The sequence below is a fragment of the Dictyobacter sp. Z7_2 genome (assembly GCF_057551105.1).
This window is the reverse complement of sequence record NZ_BAAJPE010000002.1, coordinates 1,076,004-1,100,638: the sequence shown is the minus strand read 5'-3', so window position 1 is coordinate 1,100,638 and position 24,635 is coordinate 1,076,004. Positions and strand designations below refer to the sequence as shown.

Sequence of the window (24,635 nt, the reverse complement as noted above, 5' to 3'; positions counted from 1 at the left end):
CGATCACCAGTGGACATTACTATTCGCGAAGCCAGTATGGAGGATAGCTTTGCTATTACATCTATTCTCCGTGCCTTAGGTTGGTCTGATCATATGACGCAAGAAGCCTTCTCTACCACCCAGGCGGAGATTGTGGAGCGTCTTAAGAGCTCTTTGAATGAGCACACCCATACAATTTTAGTCGCAGAAAAACAGTCGCCAGACACTCATGCTCGTCAGGTTGTGGGATATGTCTCTGTCCATTGGTACGCGCATTTAATGCGTGGTAGCGATGGCTATGTGTCTGAACTATTTGTTCATCCTGACATGACTGGGCATGGTGTTGGTGGGCGTTTATTATCTGCAATCGAGATATATGCTCTCAAACGTGGATGTTCACGTTTGTTGTTAATGAATCGACGTATTCGTGAGTCATATGCACGTAAATTTTATGAGAAGCATGGGTGGGAGGAGATGGGCGACGCTGCTTTTTTCTCTCGGGCTTTATCCGCTACGCCCTCCCTATAGCTGGATGATGAGAGAGCCAACTATGCGTTCTCTTCTATATGTCATAAAATGATAGTGTGCTTAGAGGAATTGAGAGGAAAGGTGTTTATGCAAACGTTACCTTTCTATCCACAAGGTTTCCGCTCGTGTGCGAGAAACATTGGCATCAGAGACACAACGCTAGACTTTACTGTCATAGCCTCTGATGTACCAGCGGCGGCGGCGGCTATGTTTACTCAGAGCCGTTTTTGTGGTGCTACGATTACAGTTGGGCGCGAACATATTGCTGATGGACAACTACAGGCATTCGTGATTAATAGTAAGAATGCTAATGTCGCTACGGGTGAGCAAGGTCTGGCCAATTCACGCGAGATTGTGCAATTGGTGGCTGATGAACTTCAGATCGCTCCACAGGATGTACTCCCGTCCTCAACTGGAGTCATCGGGTGGCAGTTGCCCATGGATAAGCTGCGTACAGGCATTAAAGGTATCCGTTCTGAGATGCAGGAGGGACAGCTGCATGTCTCCGCCCATGCGATCATGACAACGGATACGCGTCCAAAGATGCATGCCCGCAAGATCGGGGATGCTGTTCTGGTTGGTATGGCCAAAGGCGTTGGCATGATAGAGCCAAATATGGCGACCATGCTGGCCTATTTTGTGACCGATGCACAGATAGCTCCTGATCAACTTAAACAATGCTTGCATGATGTCGTCAACCTGACGTTTAATATGGTTAGCGTCGATACCGATACCAGCACCAGCGATACTGTGGCGATTATGGCGAATGGATTGGCGGGAGATGTTCCTCTGGCTGATTTTCAGCAGGCGCTATTAGAGATGTCGCTTGAACTGGCGAAGGATCTCGCCAGCGATGGTGAGGGTGCAACAAAATTGTTAGAGGTAACAGTAGAGCATGCCTCATCATTTGAACAAGCCAAAAGAGTGGCCAAGTCGATTGTAAACTCCCCACTGGTCAAAACAGCTATCTTTGGCACTGATCCTAACTGGGGACGTGTCGCAATGGCGATCGGGAAATGTTCTGAATATACCGACATCTTGCCCGAAAAGGTCTCCATTAGCTTTGGTGACTTGCTTATGTATCAGGGACAGGCGCTTGATGATGTCGATCTGAGTCGGCTTACTGACTATCTGCATAACTCAGAGGTCACGATTCATGTCTCTTTAGGTATTGGAGAAGCCAGGGCTACCGTTTGGGGCTGTGACCTTACCTATGGATACGTTAAAATCAATGGCGAATATACAACCTAGTTTGCCTGACTCCTGATCAATGCCCATATATTCTATGATCTGGTTGGGATTGCGGTCTTTGGGTTGCTTCCCAGCCAGAGTGCATAAATCACTAAATACTTTTCAACAAATGCTACAAAAATCTTCTATTGGAGCTTGCTTTATTACGTCGCGTCGACTATACTTGATCAAAGAGAGATCTTATTACATTCAACTCGCTCTCTAAAGAATGGTGACTTATGAAAGTCGGACTAAAATACGGAACCCAAAAAGGCCGCTACATTCCGAAATTCTATGTGTTCAGAGGTTTTCATTTGTCTACTTGTTACCCCTGATTCCCTCCTTGTGCCTTATCCCCTAAACACTGTCTTGAGAATCACATACTACTACTGTCACCTTTTTCATAACTTCTGTATGTCAATTTTGTGCATGCCGTAGTTTAGTGGCACCTTCTTTCTGATAGTCAATATCCGGCTACAAAGGTGTGTGTATCGTTTTTTTCATACTTGTCTTGAGAGATAGGTCTTCCATGTCCACAAGCATTGGTCGCTTGCTAATTTGCTAGCGATACTATGCTATTTGACGTATGCGGGTCGACGGTGGCGTGGATGTGCTTTTACCGCATTACCGGAAAGGATATATATGAGTGCCGATAGTCTACTAAAGGCTTTTAACGATTCTCAGCGCTATCTGGACATTGTTCATAAGCCTCAACTAGGAAAGCGAGAGGCGGAATGGCTAATCGAGACCACCGTCGAAAATTTTGCGAAGTACTTCAACAGCGGTTTTATTGAGTACCGAAAAGCTGTGACCGAGGCCGGGGATTTTGCTTCGGTGGAATGGACGGGACGAGGAGCAACCTTCAAGGATGTCCTGGGGAAAGAGTATATAGACTGTGTGGGTGGCTTTGGTCTGTTTAATCTTGGCTGGGCGCATCCTAAAGTAATTGGTGCTGTCCAGGCGCAGTTGCAAAAGAGCCCATTACCGACGCAAGAACTGCTTGATCCTTTGCGTGGCATGCTTGCTCACCTACTTGCTCAGATTACTCCCGGTGATATTCAGTATAGTTTCTTCGTGAGCAGCGGTACGGAGGCTATCGAAGGTGCCATGAAGATTGCGAAGCTCTATACACGTAAGAGTGGCTTTATCGCCTCTGTGCGTGGATTCCATGGAAAAACCACTGGCTCCCTCTCCCTGACAGGCAAATCCATCTTCCGTCGGCCTGCTATGCCCCTCCACGACAATATCTATCACGTGCCCTTTGGGGATGCTGATGCGGTTGAACAGCAGCTGAGTATCGCCCGTGAAGTTGGCAACGATATTGCGGCTGTTGTGATGGAACCGATCCAGGGTGAAGCAGGAGCGATTGTGCCCCCAGATGATTTCTGGCCTCGTTTGCGGCAGATGTGCGATGAATATGAGGTGCTGCTGATCGCTGATGAGGTTCAAACAGGGATGGGACGTACTGGCAAGCTCTGGGGAGTTGATCATTGGGATGTGGCTCCGGACATTATCACTTCAGCGAAGGCTCTGGGTGGTGGTGTGATGCCAATCGGAGCTTTTATGGCCAGTCCTAAAATTTGGAGTGTCTTCAATAGCAACCCATTCATTCACACCTCGACAACCGGAGGAAATCCTCTGGCCTGTGCCGCCGCCATTGCTGCGATCAATGCCACGCTCGAAGAAAATCTGGTTGAGCAAGCAGCAGAGAAGGGTGAATACTTTATTAGCCAATTGAAAGGCATAGCGAGCCGACATAGCGATATCTACACTGATATTACTGGTAAAGGTCTGCTAATCGGGCAGCATTTTGTGAACGATGATATTGGTTATGAGATTGCTGCTGGCCTCTTTAAGCGCGGCGTCTTAATCTCAGGCACCTTGAATAATTCTCGTGTTATTCGTGTGGAGCCTCCATTGGTGATTACCAGAGAGGAGATAGATACAATCTTGAATAGATTAGAAGATACTATTCAATCAATGCACTCATCTCAATCTGGTCCTGGTCTGGACCTCTCCAATGCTTCCGCTCTATAGATTATAGGAGAGAACACTGACCAGCAAGGACTTTTTTGTCCTTGAAAAGCTTTGCTGGTCAGTGCTCTTCATCCGTCTCATCTACCGTCCAATTCTGATAATCGGGTTGCTCAACCCTGATGATACGTGGCTGCTCGCTTTTGGCTGCTGGAGGATTAAGTATTGCCGGTTCACGTGGTGCGAGCCCCTGAGCATAGCGTGACTTATCATAATCGGATCGCTCATTCGCCATATCGTTCAGGCGTTTATCCAGCCAGTTGGCGATAATTGCGCCAGTCAGAGCGCCTCCTGCCAGAGCTATGACCTTGAAGATGGTCAGTCCAAGCGTATTGTCGTTCTCATTTGCCATGACATTATCCTTTCATCGCTTCTTCATGATGCTATGAACTATCTATTATAAAATATATACGTTAGAGATTGCTTGCAGGATGGTGTTCAAGCGGATAAAGCTAATCTCTTGAAAGAGACGGTTTTTTATCTGCGGCGGTGCTCCTATAAGTAAGCGCTATCTATCACTGCTGTGTTGATTCCAGTACCAAAAAAGACCCATAATGGTGATTAGCTCCGTAGAATTATATGAAAAGTACATCTATGTGTTAAAATCTGCTACTAAGTTCGATATAATGAGCATATTGTCGCTAGAGGTGGACGAGTGATTGTAGAAAAGGTACTAGCGTTATCTAATGACTGTGAGTTAATTCGTGCGGATGGTTTTGTTTAGGATCGGGGATGTCAATGGATGAATTGCGGAGGCGTATCCAGATAGCACGTGGCGAACAACCTGCCGATTTGTTGCTACGTAATGCTCAGCTGGTCAATGTTTGTAGTGGTGAATGTTATCTCGCCGATGTGGCGATCGCGGATGGTGTGGTCGTGGGAATTCTTGCTCAGCAGCATGCTACTACTGAGAGCTATCAGGCTCATGAAGTGCGCGACCTGCAAGGACGCTGGTTGGCCCCTGCTTTAATTGATGGACATATGCATATCGAAAGTACGATGCTGACTCTCTCTGAATTTGCTCGCCTGGTGGTTCCGCGTGGCGTGACATCGGTGATGCTGGATCCACATGAGTTTGCCAATGTACTTGGTCTTGATGGTATTCGCTATGTCCTGGAATCAGGACGAGGTCTACCTCTCTCTTCCTACGTTATGTTATCATCTTGTGTACCGGCATCAAGTTTTGAGAGCCCATATCGTACATTGCTGGCGGAAGATCTGTTACAGCTACTTGACGATCAGCAGGTGCTGGGTCTGGCTGAGATGATGAATGTCCCTGGTGTTCTGAGCACTGATGAACAGGTGTTAGAGAAGATCAGGGCGACGCGAGCACGTGGGCTGGTTGTCGATGGACATGCTCCAGGGGTCAGTGGCTGTGATCTGAATGCTTATGCAGCGGCGGGTATCATGTCAGATCATGAGTGTACAACGGCGGAGGAGGCGCGACAACGTTTACGTCTGGGATTGTGGCTGATGATTCGTGAAGGATCAGCGGCTCAGAACCTGGAAGCGCTCTTGCCTGTGGTGCAGGAACTTCATCCACCCAGAGTCTTTTTTGTGACCGATGATCGTGATCCCGCAGATATTATGACGCGTGGGCATATCGATTCGATGGTGCGTCGGGCCATTGAACTTGGCCTGGACCCTGTTGAGGCTATTCGGCTTGCTTCCTTTAATACGGCAAATTATTTTGGTTTATCTCATCGTGGAGCGATCGCTCCAGGTTATATCGCAGATCTCGTTGTGCTCGATGATCTACGCACCTTCCAGGTTGCAGAGGTGTATAAAGATGGCCTCCTGGTGGCTCAACATGGTCACTTAGAGGCTGAAATTACGCAAGAACCTCCCCAGATGGCTGGCATAACGAAAACTATCCATATTGGAAATATTTCAGAAGCGGATCTACGTATCCCAGGCAAGTCTGGACTGGTCGAAGTTATTGGTATCCGACCGGGCCAGATCACGACCGCGCACTTGCAGGAGGAGGCACCCGTTCATGACGGTGAACTTGTAGCTGATCCTACGCGAGATTTGCTCAAACTTGTAGTGATTGAGCGCCATCATGCCAGTGGACACATTGGTCTGGGTCTGGTAAAGGGCTTTGGCCTGCGTGCAGGAGCGATTGCTTCAAGTGTGGCTCATGATGCTCACAATATTGTGGTTGCGGGCGTCAACGATCGTGATATCATACAGGCAGCGTATGCGTTAGAACAGATGGGTGGAGGCTTTGTCTGTGTTGTGGATGGTCATGTAAAAGCGAGTGTGCCGTTGCCAATCGGGGGATTGGTCTCGCCGCTCCCGGCTGCTGAGATCGTTCAGCAGTTACAAGCACTGGATAAGGTCGCCGCAGAGCTTGGATGCACTTTGGAGCATCCGTGCATGACGCTCAGTTTTCTCTCACTTTCTGTGATTCCGTCCCTGAAGTTGACGGATCAAGGCTTAATTGATGTCGAAACATTTACTCGTATCCCTCTACAAAGGTAATACGTATGCTACTCGATCTGATTGAATATCACTGGGCAGAGAATATCGATGATGTCCTTCTCCTGCTAGGCCGTCTTGATGTTAAGACGGTGCCGTTGGCGGGTGGAACATATTTATTAGGTATGCAAGATAGTAGTATTGAGTCTGTGGTGGATCTGCGCGATCTGGAGCTATCTTATATTTCTGAAGATGCTCGCGGTATCCATATAGGTGCGATGACAACGCTGCAACAGATGGTCGAGGCACCCTTACTCAAAGACTTTATGGCAGGCCTTTTGGCTCGCGCTGCTCAGGTTTCCTCCTCGTCACATTTAATACGCAACAGTGCCACTATCGGAGGGACTGTTGCCACTGGTAGTGCCTCCCAGGCTGATCTACTGACAGCTCTGGCTGTATTAGATGCGGAGGCTGTTGTGCGTTCTGGCTCGAAGACTCAAGTAGATCTTCGTGGTGGAACGACCTTGCATCCTGGTCTGGCACTTTCTGGTGTTGTCTATAAAGGGAAGCAGGAGCGGCGTATTGCGTGTATCGACGTACAGCAAGATCGACGTCCTGGTGAACTGATTGTTGAAATAGTCATCCCACGTCCAAGTCTCAGCAGTGGAACCTCGTTAATGCGTGTCAGTCGTACGCAGACCGATGTCGCCTTACTGAACGCGGTGGCTTTGATCGAGATCGAAGCTAATAGATATAGTAAAGTGCATCTTGCTTTAGGTGGGGCCAATATGGAACCAATACGGCTGCATGCGGTAGAACAAATGCTGCAACAGCATCCCGTGATGAACCCACCCAACAGTCAGAGGCTCCTGGCCATCTTGCAAGAGGGGATGGCTACATTTCGTCCACCAGCAGATATGCGTGCCAGTAGCAGTTACCGACGCGTCAGCGGTATGGGTCTGGCATATCGTGCGCTTGAAGAAGCGATGAACATAGCCTCCTGGCGTGGCATGGTGTCATCTGAGAGAGGAAGCTAGATGGAACTCGAATTACGTATCAATGGCGTCATTGAGGGCCTGGATGTGGCTCCTAATGAATCTTTGCTCTCGTTATTGCGGCGTAAGGGCCATAGTAGTGTAAAAAAAGGTTGTGAGACTGGCGAATGTGGTGCCTGTACCGTTCTGGTTGATGGTGTGCCGCGACCCAGTTGTGTGATGCTGGCTGCTCAAGTAGGTGGATGTACGTTGTCCACGGTAGAGAGTTTGGGATCGGCTGACAAATTACATCCATTGCAGTCAGCTTTTCTTGAGGTTGGAGCGACTGGCTGTGGTTTTTGCACCTCTGGGATGCTCCTGTCAGCACATGCTTTGCTCCAGAAGAATCCAGCACCTACCGAAGTAGAAGTGCGTGAGGCTCTGTCTGGAAACTTGTGCCGTTGTACCGGATATGCCAAACCTGTACAGGCCATCCTGAGAGCCTCTGCTTTACTGCGAGGAGAGCGTGTAGAGCCATTGATACATACTACTGTAATTGCTGATGATCCGGCTGAAGAAGCTACTGAGCAATCTGATAGCACAGATACTAACAAGCAACGTGTCCTGCAAACAAGTGGCGCTACGAATAAGATTGGCGCGGTGACAACGAAAATTCCAGTTCTTACCCCTCAAATGTTGGCCTCGGCGGCTGTTCCGATTACCGCCCAACACAACGTACCTACAGCGACGGCTAAGGGTAACCTGCAGGTTGTTGGTACTTCAACGTCGGCTCGCAACGTGATGCAGGTAGTTACTGGCAAGACCTCTTTTGTCGACGATCGTCCGATGCCTCAAATGGCCTACGCACGTATTCTGACCAGCCCCCATGCTCATGCCGTGATTAGCTCAATCGATGTATCCAAAGCGAGAACATTACCTGATGTGCTGGCTGTGCTGACATACAAAGATGTATCTCGTATTGTGTATTCCCGTGTTGAGCGTATAGGTGGGAATGAGGCACAATTATTAGACCAGTATTGTCTGGATAATATTGTGCGTTATGTGGGTGATCGAGTTGCAGTTGTGGTCGCTGAGACTCCTGCTGTAGCAGAACAAGCCTTGCAGCTCATCAATGTGGAGTATGAAGTGCTGCCAGCCGTGCTGGATCAGCGTCAGGCTTTAGCTCCGGGAGCAACGCGTGTTCATGCAGAAGCAGACTCACAAGGTATTGCCGATGCAGCTCGTAATATCGCGGCTCGTACGCGTTTAGATGTTGGTGATGTCGAACAAGGATTTACGCAGGCCGATCATGTGATTGAGACTGAATATATAGTTCCTCCAATACAGCAAGCTCCCATTGAGACGCATACCGTCGTCACTTATTTTGATAACGAAGATTATCTGGTTGTACGCACAAATAATCATGTGCCCAATTATACGCGCAGGACGCTAGCTTCACTGACTGGTCTTCCCATGCGTCGCATTCGGGTGGAGCAGCCTGAGCTCGGTGGGGATCTGGGATTACGCCAACACATCGAGGGTGAAGACCTGTGCGCTTTACTGACGCTGGCTACGAAGCGTCCTGTCAAGCTTGAATATTCCCGTGCCGACGAATTTCGTAGCAATCACTCACGCCAGCAGTATATTTTGCGCATGAAGACAGGCGTACGGCGCGACGGAGAAATTGTGGCCACTCAAATGGTGGTTCTGGCCGACACAGGAGCTTATGCAACGCATGCGTTAACTATATCAACTCAATCGGTTCATGCTTTGGCGCTTTATCCCAGTCCTAACATGCGTTTTCTTGCCGAAGTGCTCTACACGAATCACGCGCCAGCGGCACCGACACAAGGGTATAATCTCCAACATGAGTTTTTTGCTCTGGAGAGCCATATGGACGATGTTGCCAGGCAGCTGCGCATGGATGCTTTTGCCTTCCGACGCCGTAATTGGTTAAAAGTTGGTGATCGTTATCCTTTTCTGGCTGCTCTGGAGAAGTCAAAAGGTGGAGCCGCTCCGCTCGCCAGTAGTGGCCTTGCTACCTGTGCACGTCTGGTAGAAGAGAAACTAGAATGGAGCAAAAAACGCGGCATAAAGAGCAGTGATCGTTATCGCCATGGCGTAGGTATGGCACTCGCTTTTTATGGTGATCCTGGTGTCATGGCTGGTACAAGTGGGGCGACGGTCAAGCTGAACGAGGATGGTTCCTTTGATATTTTTGCTGGACGAAGTGAAAACGGCTCTCAACTTACAACGTTTCTGACCCAGATTGCGGCCGAAGTATTAGGGGTTCCGATTATTGATATTCTTTTGCATGCTCCTGATACCAGCTCTTCTCCTGCTGAGAATAGTGCCAATGATGTAGTCGCATTTTATATGCATGGCAATGCGGTCAAAAAGGCGGCAGAACAGATTCAGCGTCAGATTCTTTCGGTCGCAGGACGTATGTTAAATGTGGTACCGGAGACCTTGAAGATCAGTAATGGGATACTCAGAGGCCCTCATGGACAGCAATTAACGGTCGCGCAAGTCTCGTTTCATTCGATGTATGTCGAAAATCGGCAACTGATGACCACCGCTTTTTGGAAGGGTCTGCATATGCCAATGACATTTGTGGCGCAAGGAGTCGAGATAGAAGTTGATATTGAGACGGGCTCTATTCGTGTACTCAAAGTAGTGACTGCGGTCGACACTGGCACACCAATGAATCCAGCTCTATTTGAGGGACAAATCGAGGGCGATGTTGCTCAAGCCCTGGGGATGAGTCTGAGCGAAGAATTGTTCTATGATCAACATGGTGCCTTATTAACGACAAGTTGGTCAGACTCTCATATGCTCTCCGCTTTAGAGATGCCCGAATTACACACATATCTTGTTGATTCTAAAGATCCATCTGAGCTTTTTGGAACTAAAGCTATTAATGGCATCGCATTATATGGGATTGCTCCAGCTATTGCCAATGCACTTGTTGATGCAGCAGATATTCGTATTCGCCATCTCCCTTTTACTCCCGAACGAATTTTGCGTGCCGTGCATGCTTATATGGCTAAATATTCCGCTTAAATTGTACTTACGTAGACCAATAAATAATTCCAGGCCGTAGCCCATCAAGCTATGGCCTTTTTTATTGTTTTGCCCTGGCGTATTTCTACATAAAAATATAACATTGGGCGAATATAATAAAGAGAAGGGTAAAAACTTTGTATTGACCTATGTTTTCTACCCCTTAAAAGTGAGGAGCGAAAAAAGGGTATCAAGTACTATTCAGGTTTTCATTGATAGTTCTTCCTGCCGTTCCCTGTTATAATGCCTGTGAGATAAGATTTTAGCATAGAATGGAGTCGTTTATGGCTCGTCGTTTTCGTCAGAGCAGCACACCAAAAGAAAACTTAAACATTTTTTTAGCTTCCATACCCTGGAAGTTATTGTTCCTCTTACCCATTATTCTTATTCTTGCCATCCCCACTTTTATCTATGGTACACATGTGGGAGGAAATATCCTACCTTCACTAACAAATATGTTTTATACATTATCAAACGTTTCTACTGCGCCTTCCCCCACGCCATTACCTGCCTTTCCAACCATTTTGCCTCAGGTTGGTTCTATTCAGTACCAGATTGCTGATGGAGATAATTGTGATGCCGCTTTAGCCGATGTAATGCATATGTATAGTGCCAGTCAGGTTTTTAGTGATGCAAATCCTAACACTGTCACTCAACTCAGCAAAGATATTGGACGTGATTGTCATAAACTGCAACCAGGAATGACGTTGAAACTTTCGCCCCAATATCCACTGGTTGCTCTGGGTGGAGTAGTATTAAAAATCGAAGGTGCATCAGCGCTTCAGGTATTGCCAACACCTTTGATTAGAGTGCAATCGACCACTGAATATGCACCTGATTGCTCAAATGGATGTTTGCTCACGGTACGTTTGACTCCCTCTGTGAATATTCGTTTGGAGGTCCAGACGTCGCTGGCTTTGCACACTGGAGCTTGGATCTGGACGGAAGCTATGTTGCCTCGCAAAGCGATTGCAGGTTTTGCCAACTATCCTTACGCCAACCCCAATGCCAGTTTTAATGGCATGATACTCAAAGCTTGCGACTTCCAGGTAAATGATACTCATGATAGCAACTCTGTTTCTTGTGATCAGATCGATCCCAATACGATAGATGTTGATGGAGGGGCATGGTTGCTAGGGGTGATTGGAGCAAGTGCGTTAGATCATTGGCATTACAATATTCATGCGCCTGCCGGGACACAGGTCATGATCTGGCTTGATGATAACAATAACAATGGCACGTTGACCTATCACAAAGGATCGCCTGCATATCGCTACGATGAAACTTCGCATTTGTATGTAAAACTCTAGCGAAGGGTGATAAATAAAGATAAAAGCGTTCACATTGAGGAAATATGTCATTCGTGATATAGTGAGGCATAGACTTGCACAAGGGCAAGAGATGCCTCACTTTTTTTGTACTTTCGTGGAGAAATATCACGTATTTACTGATCAATCGTCGTGACACTGCTTGTAATTTTCGTACCCTCTTTATTTTTATAGTCAAAATACGTTTAATCTTTTTGTAGAGGGTAAAGAAAAAGAGTAATACAAATCTTTCCATTGGTGTTATAAGAGGTGTCTATAGAAAGAACAAGAGCAGTGATGATCTGTTTGTTCTTCGGCTTTATTGGAGTAATGTATGGCAGACCTGGAGGGGAGAATCCTCGATCGGTATGAATTACAGCAGCTTACAGGACGAGGTGGCATGGCCGATGTGTATCTGGCATATGATCCCCACTTCGAACGGGATGTTGCTGTAAAGGTCTTTAAACGTGAAGACGAAGACCTTCTGAGGCGTTTTATACGGGAAGCTCAGTTGATGGCCTCTCTTCATAATGCTCATCTGATGCCTGTCTATGACACTGGATCATGTCGCATCGATGGCGTGAATGTCTATTATATTGTCATGCCTTATATGGATGGTGGAACTTTACGTGCACGGATTCGTAATTCACCAGTGTCACTCAAGCAAGCCTGCTCATACCTACGTGATATTGCTGATGCGCTTGATTATATGCATCAGCAAGGAATTATCCATCGAGATATTAAATCCTCAAATGTCATGCTGGATGCGGATGGGCGCTGTTATCTGGCAGATTTCGGCATTGCGCGCTCCGATGCTGATGCGACTCAATTAACGACGACAGGGAATGTCCTTGGAACAGTTGACTACATCGCTCCCGAACTCTTCGAATCGGATTATCGGGCAGATCCACGTAGTGATTATTACTCACTGGGTGTGCTATTGTACGAGATGGTAACTGGACATTTACCTTTTGTGGCTGAAAACCAGATTGCTGTCGTCGCGATGCACGTGAATAAGGTACCACCCTCTCCGCGTACCTATGTCCCATCGCTTTCTCCGGCCGTAGAGCAGGTATTGATGAAGGCTCTAGAAAAGAAGCCTGAACTGCGCTATCCCAGTGCCTCCGCGCTAGCTGATGCCTTCTGTCGCTCAATAACTGCGCGGGCAGGAGCATTTAACCAGACCTCAAATCCTCAATGGCAGCAGAGCAGCGGGGCGTTGATTAATACAGGTCGGCAATCTATCCCATTGACGGCTTATCAGCCAGCGCCGCAACTTATGCCAGCGCCTATGAACTCTTCGACAGGACATTATAATGTTCCCTCGGGCGTCTATCCTGCGCAAGGAATCGTCAATCCGCAGCAATTTCCTCACAAAGATAATTCGTCACGTACGCAGACCTGGCTGTTGACAATTCTTGTGATTGTGGTCTTAATTGTGGTGGCTGTACCCATGACGTATATTGTGATGAATATGGTTAATCACCCCACTACCTCTGACACTACATCTACTCCTGTCTCAACGGCGACCCCGAATCTGCAAGCCACTTCACAAGCCGTAGCGCAAGCTGCTTCAGCCACTGCTGTCCAGCAAGCGCAAGCCACAGGGACTGCCCAGGTACAGGCAACCGGAACGGCGCAGGCGCAGGCTCACGCGCAGGCGACCGGGACAGCCGGTGCTCAGACTCATGCGACTGCGACGGCTCAGGCGCAAGCCACAGGAACTGCCAGCGCGAATGCGACTGCGACTCCTGGCGTGCTTCAGACCGCAACTTCTGCTAATCCCACCTATACAGATCCCTTGACCGATCCTAACAGCTCAACAACCCAGGCCGCTGAATGGGATCAGAGTACGGTTTGTACTTTTACCGATGCTGGATATCAAGTGGTGGCCAGTAGTTTCCATGATTTTGAAGCGTGTCATGAAACTGCAAATACCTATACAAACTTTGCTGCTCAAGTTGATATATCGATACAAAGTGGTCATTCGGGAGGACTGTTCTTTCGCATGACTGGGACGCCTTTACAGGGGTATCTTTTCGAGGTCGATAGTCAGGGGCACTATAAAATATCCCTGGCAAATAATGCCAGTCTTTCTACACTGACGCCTTTGCGGGATTGGACCGCTTCTTCAGCTTTAAAGCAGGGCGCTGCTCAGAATCAGTTGCAGGTAATTGCCAAAGGTAGCACATTATTATTCTACATCAACGGTATTTACCAGCCCGATGCTATTCAAGATGGCAAGTTGAGCTCTGGTAATATAGGTTTTCTTGCTACCTCGGAAAATGGGGACAGCACAAAAGTAGTCTACAGCAATTTGAGCATCTACCCGGTTTCTGGATAGATCATTGAGCAAGCGTTGGCTTCTCTTTATGATTGTTGATGCCGCTGTAGCAATTTATGCTCGACTGCATAGGCAGCGGCTTCGCTACGACGAGAGAGGCCTAACTTCTCTAGAATGTGGCTGACATGGTTACGGGCCGTTTTCTCGCTGAGATAGAGCGATTCTGCGATCTGTTTATTCGTATAGCCGCGAGCGACCAGACCAAGTACTTCTCTCTCTCGTTCGGTCAGGTCGTCGCTAGCTTTGGAAGTAGTGCTATTTGCTAAAGATGTCATTTGAGAAATTGCCTTTTTTGTTGCCTCTGGTTTGAGTAGTGACTCTCCACTAGCCGCCAGGCGTACTGCTTTTAGCAACTCGCTCCGGCTCACATTTTTGAGCAGATAGCCACAGGCTCCTGCCAGGATAGAGGCGGTAACTGCCTCATTGTCAGGATACGAGGTAATCATGATAACTTGAATGTTTGGATATTGACTCCTGATTTCACGACAGGCTTCGATCCCTCCCATTTTTTCCATGCGCACGTCCATGAGTATTACTTCAGGCATCAGTACCCGGATTTTTGCCAGAGCTTCGGAGCCATTACTGGCTTCACCTACCACTGTGATATCCGATTCAAGCTCAAATGCGGCACGCATCCCTAAGCGTACCACTTCATGGTCATCAACTATCATGAGATGAATTTTCGGCATGGGACACTCCTTGGTTCACTAAAGTGGTATGCTTGCCTGCACTATTGTACCGCTGCCTGATGATTGTTTTGCGATCGCAAATCGGCCACCCAGTTCGTGTGTGCGTGCTTGCATTCCGAGCAGTCCATGCCCGGACAATATATTGATGGATGTTTTTAATGTTGTATTGTCATCGTTGATAAATGCTTGAGGAAGTCCGCGTCCATCGTCACAGATATCAACTTCGATACAATTGGCCTGATAACGGAGATTGACCTCTAAATGACTTGCTTCAGCATGCTTGTAGGCATTTGTCAGCGCCTCCTGCACGATGCGAAAGAAGGTAGTGCCGACTTGAGCATAGCGTCGTGAGTGAAGGCGTTGTTCTCCATATAATTCATCTGAGCCTTCAACATGTAAGTGTGTTGGTAGATCACTGATAGCTTCGAATTCGCGTAATTGGTTATTGAGCATTTGAGTTAACGTTGTTGTACCACTCATCAAAGGCTTAAGCGAAAACATGTAATTGCGTGTTTCCCACAATGCTTGTTTTGAAACAGTGACTAACTTACCTAGACGTTCGGCCAAAGGCATTATCAATTCTGCATCCTCTTCGGATGCCTCAACAAGACGCAACGCCTGAGCCTCGCAGGTCTCTGCCTGAAGGCTTAGCATGTAGGTCAGCTGAGCAATTCCATCGTGGATTTCGCGGGCGATGCGCCCGCGTTCGGCATCAGCGGCCATCTGTACTGTTTGTTCAGCCAGACGAATATTATCCAGAGCCACGAGTAACTGTGTCCCGGCGATCGTCAGGAATTTCTCGTGCTGGCTGGTAAAAGCGGTCAGGCGTTTACTTTCAGCTGCCAGGACAATCTGTACGTGATCGTCTTTGTGTAAGGGGATACATAAGCGAGCGATCCCTCTCCTTTCTCCCTCAAGTGGCTCAAAGGAGATAAGTTTCTGCTTCGTCTGAAGCACTTTCTGGATCAGTGTTTGACTGTTGGCGGGAAAATCTGTATCAGCCAATTTTGTGGCGACGTAGGTAGTTACATGTCCTTGATCTGGCTGAAGTTCCTGGATGACAGCAATGTCTGTCATACTCTCTTCTTTATCTGTGAGATCCTGAAGCAGGATGGTCAGACGATCAAAACGATTACGCTGGATCTGCTTGATACTTCTTTGAAGCAACTCCTGACGATCACCTGTACTTTTTAAAAGGGAATCTCCGATACTTACCAGTGCAGCCTGCGTGCGTGCATTATCTCGCTCTTGCCTTTTACTGCGTGCGAGACTTTCTAATAGCGTTAAAAGATATGCGACCAGAATGGCCACAATTGGAGTGTCGACGAGTGAACCAACAATATCAACCGCGTTGGGAGTATATGCAGTTGAGCCTGGCGCATGAATGAACATACCTAACAGGGAAAAAAGATCATATCCCAGCGCTGCTATCAATCCCCCTTCATAATGGAATGCCGAGGCGGCTGCGAATACCGTCGACATCCCGTAACGGTAAAAGGGTGAGCCTACGCCAAAGGGTGGATTGGAAAAGGGTCCGCTATAATACATGACCAGGCCGCAGATGATTACATCGATACTACAGATGGCAATATTCCAATAATGGCTACGTGCCTGGGCAAATGGAGGTAGAAGTTCTGTTTCTCCATCATCATCATTTTGAAGTCGCAGACGTTCCTGGCGCTCTTGTTTGCGGTTGCTCCACGACGTATTGAGTAAACGCGGAAAAAGGATTTGAATGACAGGCGCGTATAGCGTTACAATTAATGTTTCAATGAAGGTGATTGTCAGTAAGAAGGCAGCTACCGATGCATAGGGAACGTCATTACTCGTTATGTAGCTTGGATGTGAAAAGATAATGACGATAAGTGCGTATATCCACATACTCCAGCGCCAGATAAGAAAGAAGTAGCTAGGAGTAGCTCGGAGCCGTCTCAGCGTGGCCTGCGGGACAGTACTGGCACGGGAAAAAGGTTTTGAATATCTCATAGCATCCGCTCGCCTCCATCGGGTACCCATGAAAAACAGGATCTTATGCAATTTCTCAATTATGCATTGTTTTGTGGAGAGAGTCAATGAAGGGTTTTCTTTATCTTGATCGCCAGAACTTTCGTCTTTTAAATTGTACTCACTAAGCATTGGCATATCGTCTTGTTTATGTGATATTGTATGAGCTATAAGCTGCTGTATTAGGAACATTCCGCTTTCAGCGTCTGAAAAAGAAGAGAGGTATAGAAGCCTTTCGCCGCAGTCATCTCAAGGTGGAATAGTTGCAATGAGCGTGAGAGTAAAGAAGGGACGGTTTATCATCGTGAAAAAAGCCGAACGTAAACAGTCTTCACTGTTGGCTAGCCTGGGCGATCTCAACCGGCCTTTGCGTGTCAAGCCGGTAAGATATCTAGCTCGTGAGTGGTGGTCTGTAGACCCCGAAGACATCTGGCCGGGTATGGTAATGGACCTGCGGCGCTTGGGTTATGAGTCGGTAGCTATGGAAGAACATGTATTGGTACGTGAAGGTTCTCCTATGTACGAAACTCAAATGGAAGGTCCTAATGCCTTGAGTGGGTTGAAGCCCTTTCCTGTGATCCAGCCGACGATTCAGATTCGCAGAGAGTCGTATTTGACCGATTATTCGTATATGGACCTTAATGATTCAACTGATCTATACGATGAAGAGGACGAGGATGAGGATGAGGCCGCAGACGAAGTGGAAGCTGAAGATCTGGATGCGAGAGCAGAGTAATCTCTAATCTTTTTATATACAAAAGAATAACCGTTGTGTGAGCCTTCTCGTTGCAAGACGGGAAGGCTTTTTGCTGTTTGGTAGCGATTGAATGCCTGTTTTTTATGTCAGAAAAAGAATATTTGGACAAATTGAGGCAATTTGCCATATCCTCATATTCTGCTATAATGAAATGCATACGCTTGTCAAATATAGAGGTAGGGATAGGCAAGTGCTACGTATCCATTGGGATCAAGTTGAAGTGGAATAACATAATGTAGCAAGGAGCTAGTATATGCAGAAGGATTCTGAACAGGAGAAAAAGTCCATCGGAATGCTGACCGAAGAGAATCCGGTTGAACAGGATAATCTCTTTGGAACTCCAATTGTACTTGATGATCAATTCGATGCGTCTGCTACGGCACAGACTCTTCCTGAACACATGACAACTTTGAACGATTTAAGTAGTTTAGGGTCCTGTGTTGATCCATATAGGAGAGAGTTGATGCTGCGCGGTAAGTCGAATTATACCGTCACATGTTTTCTCTCAGACTTAAAGATGTTGATAGATTTTCTTGGCGCTGATCTTCCTGTTGGTCGTATCACGAAAGAAGACGTGACCGGCTGGTTGATGAAACTGAAATTTGGCAATCCGGTGCTCACTCCGGCACCAAAGACAATGGCCAGGAGAGTAACTTTTCTTAAAAATTTCTTCACCTGGCTGGAACGTGAACATATCATTCAAGAAAATCCGGCTGCGAGTTTAACTCTGGAGCGTCCTCAGCCGCCGCTGCCCGAACTGCTGTCAGATGAAGAGGTACAAGCTTTACTGGCTGCCTCCAAGGAGGATGCACGTTGCTATTGTCTGGTGTATCTGATTTTGCGGGCTGGGTTGAAGAAAGAAGAGGTGATGGGACTAAAAGTGCATCACATCGATCTACTTGATCCTCAAGTGCCACTTGTCTCAATTCGTTTTGCCGCCTCAACGAATAAGCAGCATCGAGAACGACGTATTGCCTTATCTGCTGAGTTTACCGAGTTATTTCGCCGCTATCAACAGAGCTATCACGTTACAGATGTGGTTTTTCCCTGCACTGATCGTAATTTGAACTACATTTTGGCTCGCGCCGTGAAAACGGCGGGGATTCAAAAGCGTGTCACGTTGCAACTTTTGCGTGATACCTTTGCTGTTCAGCAATTGCGTGATGGGGTTTCATTGGATGGCTTACGCGAGAAGCTGGGACTTTCCGATGAAGCCTGGTTAGAGTCTAAAGAGAAATATCGTCGTCTGGCTTTTCCCAACTAAGTAGCTTGTCAATTCTGGCACATCTCTTCCGTGCCAGAATTTCTTTCTCCAGTTGTTTTATCACCATTCAGGGATACTGAGGCGGGGCTGCTGTTCTCTGGGGTGGTTGATGTGTAATAATGAAGCGCGTCATTTTCCGATTGAGCAGACTGTTAAGCAGGACGAAATTGAGGATGATGGCTATGATGGCCATCGGTCCAAGGCAGATTAAACCAATACCCAGGGTGATAATTGTTCCAATTATCATGATAGGCCAATATATCAAGAAGCTGCCTATCAGCATAAGGATGCCAATAGTTGTTTCTCCTGCCATAATCCAACCAATACCAAAGATACCAATGAGTGAGAGCAGAATTTCTGTCACAAGGGCACTATCATTTTTATTGGTTACCAGAAAGGCGTTGCTTCCCGGGGTATACGCTTTGTACTGATCTTGCTCATATGCGTGCGCGTTTTTGTATGGCGGCGCTGTGGAATAGCCATGAAAAGGAGGTGGCGCATTGTTGCTATTGCCGTAGGGAGGCGTTGTATAGTCTCTTGCCTGTTGGTATGTCTGTTCATGGTTTACCTGGGCATATGCACCATAAGGTGTTTGTGGCTGGCCATTTATTGTCGTCTGTTCAATGATCGTTCCACAAGTAGGACACATTTTGGTTGTCTGCGCTATTTCAGTTCCACAACGTTTACAAAACATGATTTGCCAAGTCCCTCTGATTTTTTCAGCAACAGCATCCGATATCAATCGTGCTAGAAATTGCCCCATCGTTTGCGATGTTTTAAAAAGAGCTGTTCCTCTATCCTCCTCAAAAAAAGAGCTGCATCTCTCTTCTTATCTCATCCTCATCATATATGCATATGCAGAACCCAATTTCTGATACTTTTGATGTCGCAATAACTTTATCTTCTCTGATTTTGAATGATTGATTGTACGTAATAATGTGTGCCTGATCGACCGGCCTGTTGAACAAGAAACGCGTACATCAAGATAGTTTATGCGGAGTAAAGATTGTATTTACTTATTAGTACGTATCCAATTGATATGGGTTGTAGCGACATGCTTTGGAAGAGCGTCCACTGTATGAAAAACTTCATCCTATCAATTTTATTCGTTGGTGCAATCCACCTTTGAGAAAGGTAAATATGCATTGAGATGTGTGCCTATGAGGTATTGAGATGCCAGCCATGTTCATCATTGATAATATCCAGGTCTCCCATTTGTGCGGTTGAAACGATGCGCAGTTTGGGAAAGACAGCAGAAAACTCATCTTGAACAGTCTTGCTTGGACCCGTGACTGCTTTTTTGCTATTGCGCACGCCTGGCGGTGTAATGACTAGTACGGATGGATGAGCGTCTTTGATGATAGTTTTCAAGTCATTCGTAATGGGCTGTCCTGCTGTGGAGACAATTTGTACAACTTCAGCCTGTCGTTTATCATCTGTGACCTGTGTTTGTAGTCCCGCCAGTGCGTAGCTACTTTGTGCCGTGACACCCAGAAATAAAAGACGGAGTCCTGGTGTCGTCAGGCGAAAAATCAAACTATTATCGCGGATGTTATTTGTGCCTGTATGATGGATAGGTGGCGGCCATAGTATCTGTATCTGTGTCTCTTTCCCTAATGGAATGAGTTGTTTTTGCGTAGCTACATGATAGAGAAGATGTTTGTCATCAATGCGGCGTCTCCAACTTGCGTAGGCTGCCGAGGGATGAAGCATCCCGGCATCAACAATTTCTCCAACGCTATAGCGATCCACAATATCCTGAAGCCCCGCCAGATGATCTGAACGAGGCGATGTGAGGATTACCATGTCCAATGCGTGTTGCCAGGCAGGCATGTGGCTATCTAATTTCTGACTGAGCGATGTCGGATCGAGACCTCCATCGATCAAGAGCGTTTGATTATCGGCTGTGCGTACCAGGATTGCTTCTCCCTGGGCTGTTTTTCCCGCTGGTCCGACATTGAGAAAGGTAACCTCTAGTTGTCCGCTGCCCTGGGAGTATAGCGACGTTAGTCCTGTCGCTGCAATAATGACAAGGGCCACTCCCACATATATTAGTCTGCGAAGATTTTTTGAGATCATCATACTATGCATCTTTGGCTGATCTACAGGTTTTGGATCAGGCCAACGCTTCAGCAGGAAGATCAAGAGAAGGATAAGTGGAAGGTAGTAAAGCCATGGGAGGTGCTCATCCAACGTTGTCACCTGGATATATGCACCGGGTAGGGAGGCGCACCACACAATGCAGTGACTCATGTACCACAGAAACGGCCACGCGGTCCAGCCTCCAAGTATTGCCAGGGGCAATGAGAAAAGTCCCAGTATACAGATAAGCAGACCAAGTGTGATGACGATCCCTAATAATGGGACGGTTAATATATTGGCAAGCGGTGCAATAAATGAAATTTGTTGGAACGTGATGGCGAAGATAGGCAAAGTTGCCATTTGGGCCGCGATCGTAACTGCGCAGGTCTCGGCCAGAAGATGTCCACCGGGGATAATATGCAATGGTCGAAGGAGGCGCTGCACATAGGGAGTGAAGAGGACAATTCCTAGCGTGCCTAAAAATGATAGCTGAAAGCCAGTATCCCATAAGACAAAGGGATCAAGTATGCTTATACCTAGAGCTGTAAAGGCCAGTGCGGTATAAATATTATAGGTACGACCGATACGGGGAGCGATAATGAGTAAGCTACCCATGACGCCAGAACGTATAGCGGCTGCTCCTGCACCGCTCAGAATCGTGTAGCAACCGATGCCGAGCAGGACGAGAAGGGTACTGAGCTTGCGTTGCCAATAATAACGTGAATAACGCGATAATATCTCGGCGATGCGGCCCTCATAAAGCCAACGCGTACTACTTGTAATCAAGCCAGCAGTAATAGTCACTTTGAATCCAGATGGCACAATTAAATGAGCAGTCCCAGTGACATTGAATGCTTGCTTTAATGGGGCTAGCTCAGGAGTACGTAGTCCGAGTACGATTGCGATGAGTAGGGCCGCCAGTGGTTGCGGAAGTGTCCGGGCTATAATGAGAGCAAACTGCACGCGCCAGTAATATAAAAAGGCAATAATTGGATTTCCGACGTTCTGATTGATTGTGAGACGCGGGAACGACATCTGCGCGAGAATGTCTGGTGGGCTGTGTGGCTGAGGAGACGTAAGTTTCCCTTGCAGCGTAACGATATCTCCATAATTTGGGCTATATGCATCGTCTATTGTTGTGCCAGATGTTTGCACATCGATCGTTCCATGGGCAGGCTCCCAATTGAAATCGTTATGGACGGCTATTCCGCTGATGACCACCTTTAATAATCTCGTGCGACCAGAAAGTTGAGGTTCATCTGAGACCGTGCCCTGTAAACGGATGCTATGTGAGCCGACATAAGATGCGATCGTTTGGGGGTCGTTGGCTGGAAGTGCTATACAGTAGCGCCATGCTCCGAGTGTGCCGCTAAAGATGAGTAATATAATTATGTACCAGGTAAACGTACGGTGTAAGAAAATGGCGCTGAGAAGTGCAATTCCAGCCATAATCAGCAGGTATAGTGGTGGGACTGAAAAGAATGATACAACAAGAATACCGATCAGCCAGGCTGCCGCTAAGGCAACCAGTGTCAGGCCACGTAAATTGAGTTTCGTATCAACTGATGGTAATAGTATCTGCCACATTATCCCCTCCACATTCACCACACATCAATCTTATGTTGGCAAGATGCTGCTTAGCTTACGGTTACTATATGTGTTATCATCGTTGATAGCTGCGTTGCATAATAAACTGCGATACTAATTCCAATCACGATACCGATCAATGCCCCTAATTTTTTGCCAAAGCGACCGCCGCTTCCTATATTGCCATCTAGGGATGTTGCAATCATCCACCCCAATAGCGTGCCAGCCCATCTTCCAAAGAGCGCTCCCAGTCCCAGACCTAACAAAAGACAAATTACCCAGGCGATACCCTCGAGAAGAATGAAGAATCCGTGCGTGATGGTCATTGCACAGTTACCTTGTCCTTTATCTTTTTGTAAATGCTTTGACTTACAATTTGTGCTAACGTATCTACGGATGTAAATGGCCCATGTTGTAGTCGATAGGTGATAATGGTCTGTGCTGTCTTACTGCTAATAGATAGCTGTTGTTCTAATTCATCGGCACTGGCAGTATTTATATTCACTGGAACTTCTGTATTGGGTGTAGCTGCTATATTGGTAGTGCTATCTGCGCTGGATGCACTACTGGAACTGCTGGAACTGGTACTTGCGACAGGTGTTTCACCGATGCGGAGTACATAGATCTCTTGCCCATCGGTTAGTCGAGCGGCCAGATTAAGCGAAGCCAGGTTGGCTGTAGCGATCGGACCACCAGCTTTTTGTAGCAGTTGATAGACGCGAGCCTGGCTGTCTATTATATAGACGCCTGGATGTTGAACGGCTCCCACAATATATACCTGGATCGTTAGACCTGTTGTATTTATCTCTGTTGCAATGGAGGTAGGCGTACTTACCTCCATTGTGGCGCTGGTGGTAGATGTGATCGTGACTGTATCTGTTGCTTGAATGCTATCACTGGCTGGAGTTGAAGGCCTCCAGAGTAGATAGAGACCGATGATGAGGCCGCCAGCCAGACATACTGCTATGACGCGTGACAAGGAGGTATTCTTAAAAAGAGACAAAATTTTAGAGTTTGGTCCTACTGCATGTTCTTTAATTGCGGGAGATGTTGTCAGAGACATGACGTCTTGTACGGTATCATGAACGTTCTCGTCGTCGACAAGAGGATGTGCCAACGTTGTTTGTTGGGCGATATCATACTGAAACAATGTACGGGGAGTCGTCACTTGAGGTCGCAATGGTTGGTTCATCTATTTCCCCCTTCTATCTACACACCGATCATCACTTAATTAAGATATACCATAGCCCTTAATACATATCAATGCTTAAAAACTAAGGTCCTATATAGAGAAAGTTTGACCGAGATGATGTAGATAGAGGAGGCGTTCCCGTCACTCAGTGGATAGAGCACAAAACCTGGTCTTTTTTGCTTTAAATCTTTGCTATAACCTTAATAAGCCATTATTTGTTAGTCAGTCATAAGAATTGGTGTTCTCCTCTGATGGGTGAAATAGAGGTTGAAAACACTGATGAGAACAAGGATTAGTGTCATAATACAGGTTGCTCCTACAACGGCTTCAAAGACGAGCAAGGTGTGATAGCTTTCATTTGCACGACGTACCAAGTCTGCTCCTGCCCCGGGAACTCCTGCACAAATCAAATAGTTCCGACTGGTCACGATTGCCAATACGAAAGACCAGATACCTCCTACAATCGTACTTCCTATTAAAAGTGCATCACCAAAATGTTTCAATGAACGTTTTTGCCAGAAGATCAAGCTTGCTGTGATGATGAGCACGACGCCACAAAAAGCGGCCACTTGCCAGAGGGTCTCGAAAGAGGTAGGATAAGAACACGATGCAAGGATCAAAACCGATGCCATACAACAAACTCCTTTTTTACTGTAGAGACAAAATTTAAGCTATTCTATCATGTCATTCTTATTTTAACTACTATCTATTCACTCACCATGCTGGTTCAAAAATGTCTGCCTCCTTGTTTTTAGAGTACAGGATATTTGGTTACATTTTTTTGGCTTAACTGAGTTTGAGTAAAGGTGTGCGTTTGTTTTATGCTGGCTGCTATTTTATTATTTCTGGGTCATTTAGAACCCTGGACATGCTAAAATAGCTGTAAATTGGCTTGTAAAGGGTCATTGTGGTTGGTGGTCTAGTTTGGCTTATGAAGCGCCTTGAAGAAGTTTGACTGATATGGTATAGTTACTGGAGACGTTCCCGTAGCTCAGTGGATAGAGCACCGGTCTCCGGAACCGGTGGCGCTGGTTCGATTCCAGTCGGGAACATTTGTATACTTGAGCGCTCTTCCTGCTCCAAAATCTAAAAAAACTATTGTGTCCATCCCCTTAACCAAGTGTCCTCAGACACAAAAACCTGCTTGCCTATTCCTCTCCATCGCGTACTTCCAACCTCT

Annotated in this window: 18 protein-coding genes and 1 tRNA gene; 11 read left to right on the top strand and 8 right to left on the bottom strand. The window is 46.9% G+C overall.

Features of this window, described 5'->3' with window-relative positions:
* Positions 1-9 precede the first annotated feature (9 nt).
* The 3 genes from AC27N8_RS18130 (at position 10) to AC27N8_RS18120 (ending at position 3,774) form a co-directional block, all read left to right on the top strand.
* Positions 10-507 carry a GNAT family N-acetyltransferase gene (locus AC27N8_RS18130; protein WP_487068797.1) on the top strand — a complete coding sequence of 166 codons (498 nt, stop codon included), beginning with the start codon at positions 10-12 and terminating at the stop codon, positions 505-507.
* 87 nt (positions 508-594) lie between these two features.
* Positions 595-1,758: a bifunctional glutamate N-acetyltransferase/amino-acid acetyltransferase ArgJ gene (gene argJ, locus AC27N8_RS18125; RefSeq protein ID WP_487068796.1), complete on the top strand. Its 1,164-nt coding sequence runs from the start codon at positions 595-597 to the stop codon at positions 1,756-1,758.
* A gap of 621 nt (positions 1,759-2,379) precedes the next feature.
* A complete protein-coding gene (locus AC27N8_RS18120) occupies positions 2,380-3,774 on the top strand; it encodes a putrescine aminotransferase (protein WP_487068795.1) in 1,395 nt (464 codons plus the stop codon).
* Positions 3,775-3,832: 58 nt separating this feature from the next.
* On the opposite strand, the gene AC27N8_RS18115 is transcribed toward AC27N8_RS18120, so the two are convergent.
* Positions 3,833-4,123 carry a hypothetical protein gene (locus AC27N8_RS18115; RefSeq protein WP_487068794.1) on the bottom strand — a complete coding sequence of 97 codons (291 nt, stop codon included), beginning with the start codon at positions 4,121-4,123 and terminating at the stop codon, positions 3,833-3,835.
* A gap of 380 nt (positions 4,124-4,503) precedes the next feature.
* Between AC27N8_RS18115 and ade the strand changes: the two genes are divergently transcribed.
* From ade to AC27N8_RS18090, 5 genes are all read left to right on the top strand, one after another.
* Complete coding sequence (ade, locus tag AC27N8_RS18110; RefSeq protein WP_487068793.1) at positions 4,504-6,255, top strand: adenine deaminase; 1,752 nt, start codon at positions 4,504-4,506, stop codon at positions 6,253-6,255.
* Positions 6,256-6,260: 5 nt separating this feature from the next.
* Positions 6,261-7,229, top strand: a complete 969-nt coding sequence (locus tag AC27N8_RS18105; RefSeq protein ID WP_487068792.1) for an FAD binding domain-containing protein — start codon at positions 6,261-6,263, stop codon at positions 7,227-7,229.
* Positions 7,230-10,229, top strand: a complete 3,000-nt coding sequence (locus AC27N8_RS18100) for a molybdopterin-dependent oxidoreductase (protein ID WP_487068791.1) — start codon at positions 7,230-7,232, stop codon at positions 10,227-10,229.
* 284 nt (positions 10,230-10,513) lie between these two features.
* Entirely contained in the window at positions 10,514-11,539 is a 1,026-nt protein-coding gene (locus AC27N8_RS18095) for a hypothetical protein (protein WP_487068790.1), read from the top strand.
* A gap of 331 nt (positions 11,540-11,870) precedes the next feature.
* Positions 11,871-13,880, top strand: a complete 2,010-nt coding sequence (locus AC27N8_RS18090) for a serine/threonine-protein kinase (protein WP_487068789.1) — start codon at positions 11,871-11,873, stop codon at positions 13,878-13,880.
* A 26-nt stretch (positions 13,881-13,906) separates the two neighbouring features.
* Here AC27N8_RS18090 and AC27N8_RS18085 read toward each other — a convergent pair whose 3' ends face one another.
* Both AC27N8_RS18085 and AC27N8_RS18080 read right to left on the bottom strand, forming a co-directional pair.
* The gene (locus tag AC27N8_RS18085) at positions 13,907-14,569 is read right to left on the bottom strand and encodes a response regulator (RefSeq protein WP_487068788.1); all 663 of its coding nucleotides are present in this window, start codon (positions 14,567-14,569) and stop codon (positions 13,907-13,909) included.
* An 18-nt stretch (positions 14,570-14,587) separates the two neighbouring features.
* Positions 14,588-16,555: a GAF domain-containing sensor histidine kinase gene (locus tag AC27N8_RS18080; protein ID WP_487068787.1), complete on the bottom strand. Its 1,968-nt coding sequence runs from the start codon at positions 16,553-16,555 to the stop codon at positions 14,588-14,590.
* Positions 16,556-16,841: 286 nt separating this feature from the next.
* On the opposite strand from AC27N8_RS18080, the gene AC27N8_RS18075 reads away from it, so the two are divergent.
* Positions 16,842-17,309, top strand: a complete 468-nt coding sequence (locus AC27N8_RS18075; RefSeq protein WP_487068786.1) for a hypothetical protein — start codon at positions 16,842-16,844, stop codon at positions 17,307-17,309.
* Between the two features lie 274 nt (positions 17,310-17,583).
* A complete protein-coding gene (locus AC27N8_RS18070; RefSeq protein ID WP_487068785.1) occupies positions 17,584-18,594 on the top strand; it encodes a tyrosine-type recombinase/integrase in 1,011 nt (336 codons plus the stop codon).
* A 67-nt stretch (positions 18,595-18,661) separates the two neighbouring features.
* Here the strand turns inward: AC27N8_RS18070 and AC27N8_RS18065 are convergent, their stop codons facing one another.
* From AC27N8_RS18065 to AC27N8_RS18045, 5 genes are all read right to left on the bottom strand, one after another.
* Positions 18,662-19,288 (bottom strand): hypothetical protein, encoded by a 627-nt coding sequence (locus AC27N8_RS18065; RefSeq protein ID WP_487068784.1) that lies wholly within the window; start codon positions 19,286-19,288, stop codon positions 18,662-18,664.
* 464 nt (positions 19,289-19,752) lie between these two features.
* Positions 19,753-22,263 (bottom strand): ComEC/Rec2 family competence protein, encoded by a 2,511-nt coding sequence (locus AC27N8_RS18060; protein ID WP_487068783.1) that lies wholly within the window; start codon positions 22,261-22,263, stop codon positions 19,753-19,755.
* 50 nt (positions 22,264-22,313) lie between these two features.
* On the bottom strand, positions 22,314-22,589 hold the full coding sequence (locus tag AC27N8_RS18055) for a hypothetical protein (RefSeq protein WP_487068782.1): 276 nt from the start codon (positions 22,587-22,589) through the stop codon (positions 22,314-22,316).
* A complete protein-coding gene (locus AC27N8_RS18050) occupies positions 22,586-23,455 on the bottom strand; it encodes a ComEA family DNA-binding protein (protein ID WP_487068781.1) in 870 nt (289 codons plus the stop codon). Before AC27N8_RS18050 ends, AC27N8_RS18055 begins: the two co-directional genes overlap by 4 nt.
* 218 nt (positions 23,456-23,673) lie before the next feature.
* Positions 23,674-24,087 (bottom strand): hypothetical protein, encoded by a 414-nt coding sequence (locus tag AC27N8_RS18045; RefSeq protein WP_487068780.1) that lies wholly within the window; start codon positions 24,085-24,087, stop codon positions 23,674-23,676.
* A 348-nt stretch (positions 24,088-24,435) separates the two neighbouring features.
* On the opposite strand from AC27N8_RS18045, the gene AC27N8_RS18040 reads away from it, so the two are divergent.
* Positions 24,436-24,507 (top strand) — tRNA-Arg (locus AC27N8_RS18040).
* Positions 24,508-24,635: the final 128 nt, after the last annotated feature.

Excerpts from the sequence above, each read along its gene's own strand:
- AC27N8_RS18080 (WP_487068787.1), bottom strand. The coding sequence starts at position 16,555 with ATGAGATATTCAAAACCTTTTTCCCGTGCCAGTACTGTCCCGCAGGCC.
- AC27N8_RS18085 (WP_487068788.1), bottom strand. The coding sequence starts at position 14,569 with ATGCCGAAAATTCATCTCATGATAGTTGATGACCATGAAGTGGTACGC.
- AC27N8_RS18055 (WP_487068782.1), bottom strand. The coding sequence starts at position 22,589 with ATGACCATCACGCACGGATTCTTCATTCTTCTCGAGGGTATCGCCTGG.
- AC27N8_RS18100 (WP_487068791.1), top strand. The coding sequence starts at position 7,230 with ATGGAACTCGAATTACGTATCAATGGCGTCATTGAGGGCCTGGATGTG.
- AC27N8_RS18065 (WP_487068784.1), bottom strand. The coding sequence starts at position 19,288 with ATGTTTTGTAAACGTTGTGGAACTGAAATAGCGCAGACAACCAAAATG.
- ade (WP_487068793.1), top strand. The coding sequence starts at position 4,504 with ATGTCAATGGATGAATTGCGGAGGCGTATCCAGATAGCACGTGGCGAA.
- AC27N8_RS18115 (WP_487068794.1), bottom strand. The coding sequence starts at position 4,123 with ATGGCAAATGAGAACGACAATACGCTTGGACTGACCATCTTCAAGGTC.
- AC27N8_RS18050 (WP_487068781.1), bottom strand. The coding sequence starts at position 23,455 with ATGAACCAACCATTGCGACCTCAAGTGACGACTCCCCGTACATTGTTT.
- argJ (WP_487068796.1), top strand. The coding sequence starts at position 595 with ATGCAAACGTTACCTTTCTATCCACAAGGTTTCCGCTCGTGTGCGAGA.
- AC27N8_RS18060 (WP_487068783.1), bottom strand. The coding sequence starts at position 22,263 with ATGTGGCAGATACTATTACCATCAGTTGATACGAAACTCAATTTACGT.
- AC27N8_RS18090 (WP_487068789.1), top strand. The coding sequence starts at position 11,871 with ATGGCAGACCTGGAGGGGAGAATCCTCGATCGGTATGAATTACAGCAG.
- AC27N8_RS18045 (WP_487068780.1), bottom strand. The coding sequence starts at position 24,087 with ATGGCATCGGTTTTGATCCTTGCATCGTGTTCTTATCCTACCTCTTTC.
- AC27N8_RS18105 (WP_487068792.1), top strand. The coding sequence starts at position 6,261 with ATGCTACTCGATCTGATTGAATATCACTGGGCAGAGAATATCGATGAT.
- AC27N8_RS18075 (WP_487068786.1), top strand. The coding sequence starts at position 16,842 with ATGAGCGTGAGAGTAAAGAAGGGACGGTTTATCATCGTGAAAAAAGCC.
- AC27N8_RS18095 (WP_487068790.1), top strand. The coding sequence starts at position 10,514 with ATGGCTCGTCGTTTTCGTCAGAGCAGCACACCAAAAGAAAACTTAAAC.
- AC27N8_RS18120 (WP_487068795.1), top strand. The coding sequence starts at position 2,380 with ATGAGTGCCGATAGTCTACTAAAGGCTTTTAACGATTCTCAGCGCTAT.
- AC27N8_RS18070 (WP_487068785.1), top strand. The coding sequence starts at position 17,584 with ATGCAGAAGGATTCTGAACAGGAGAAAAAGTCCATCGGAATGCTGACC.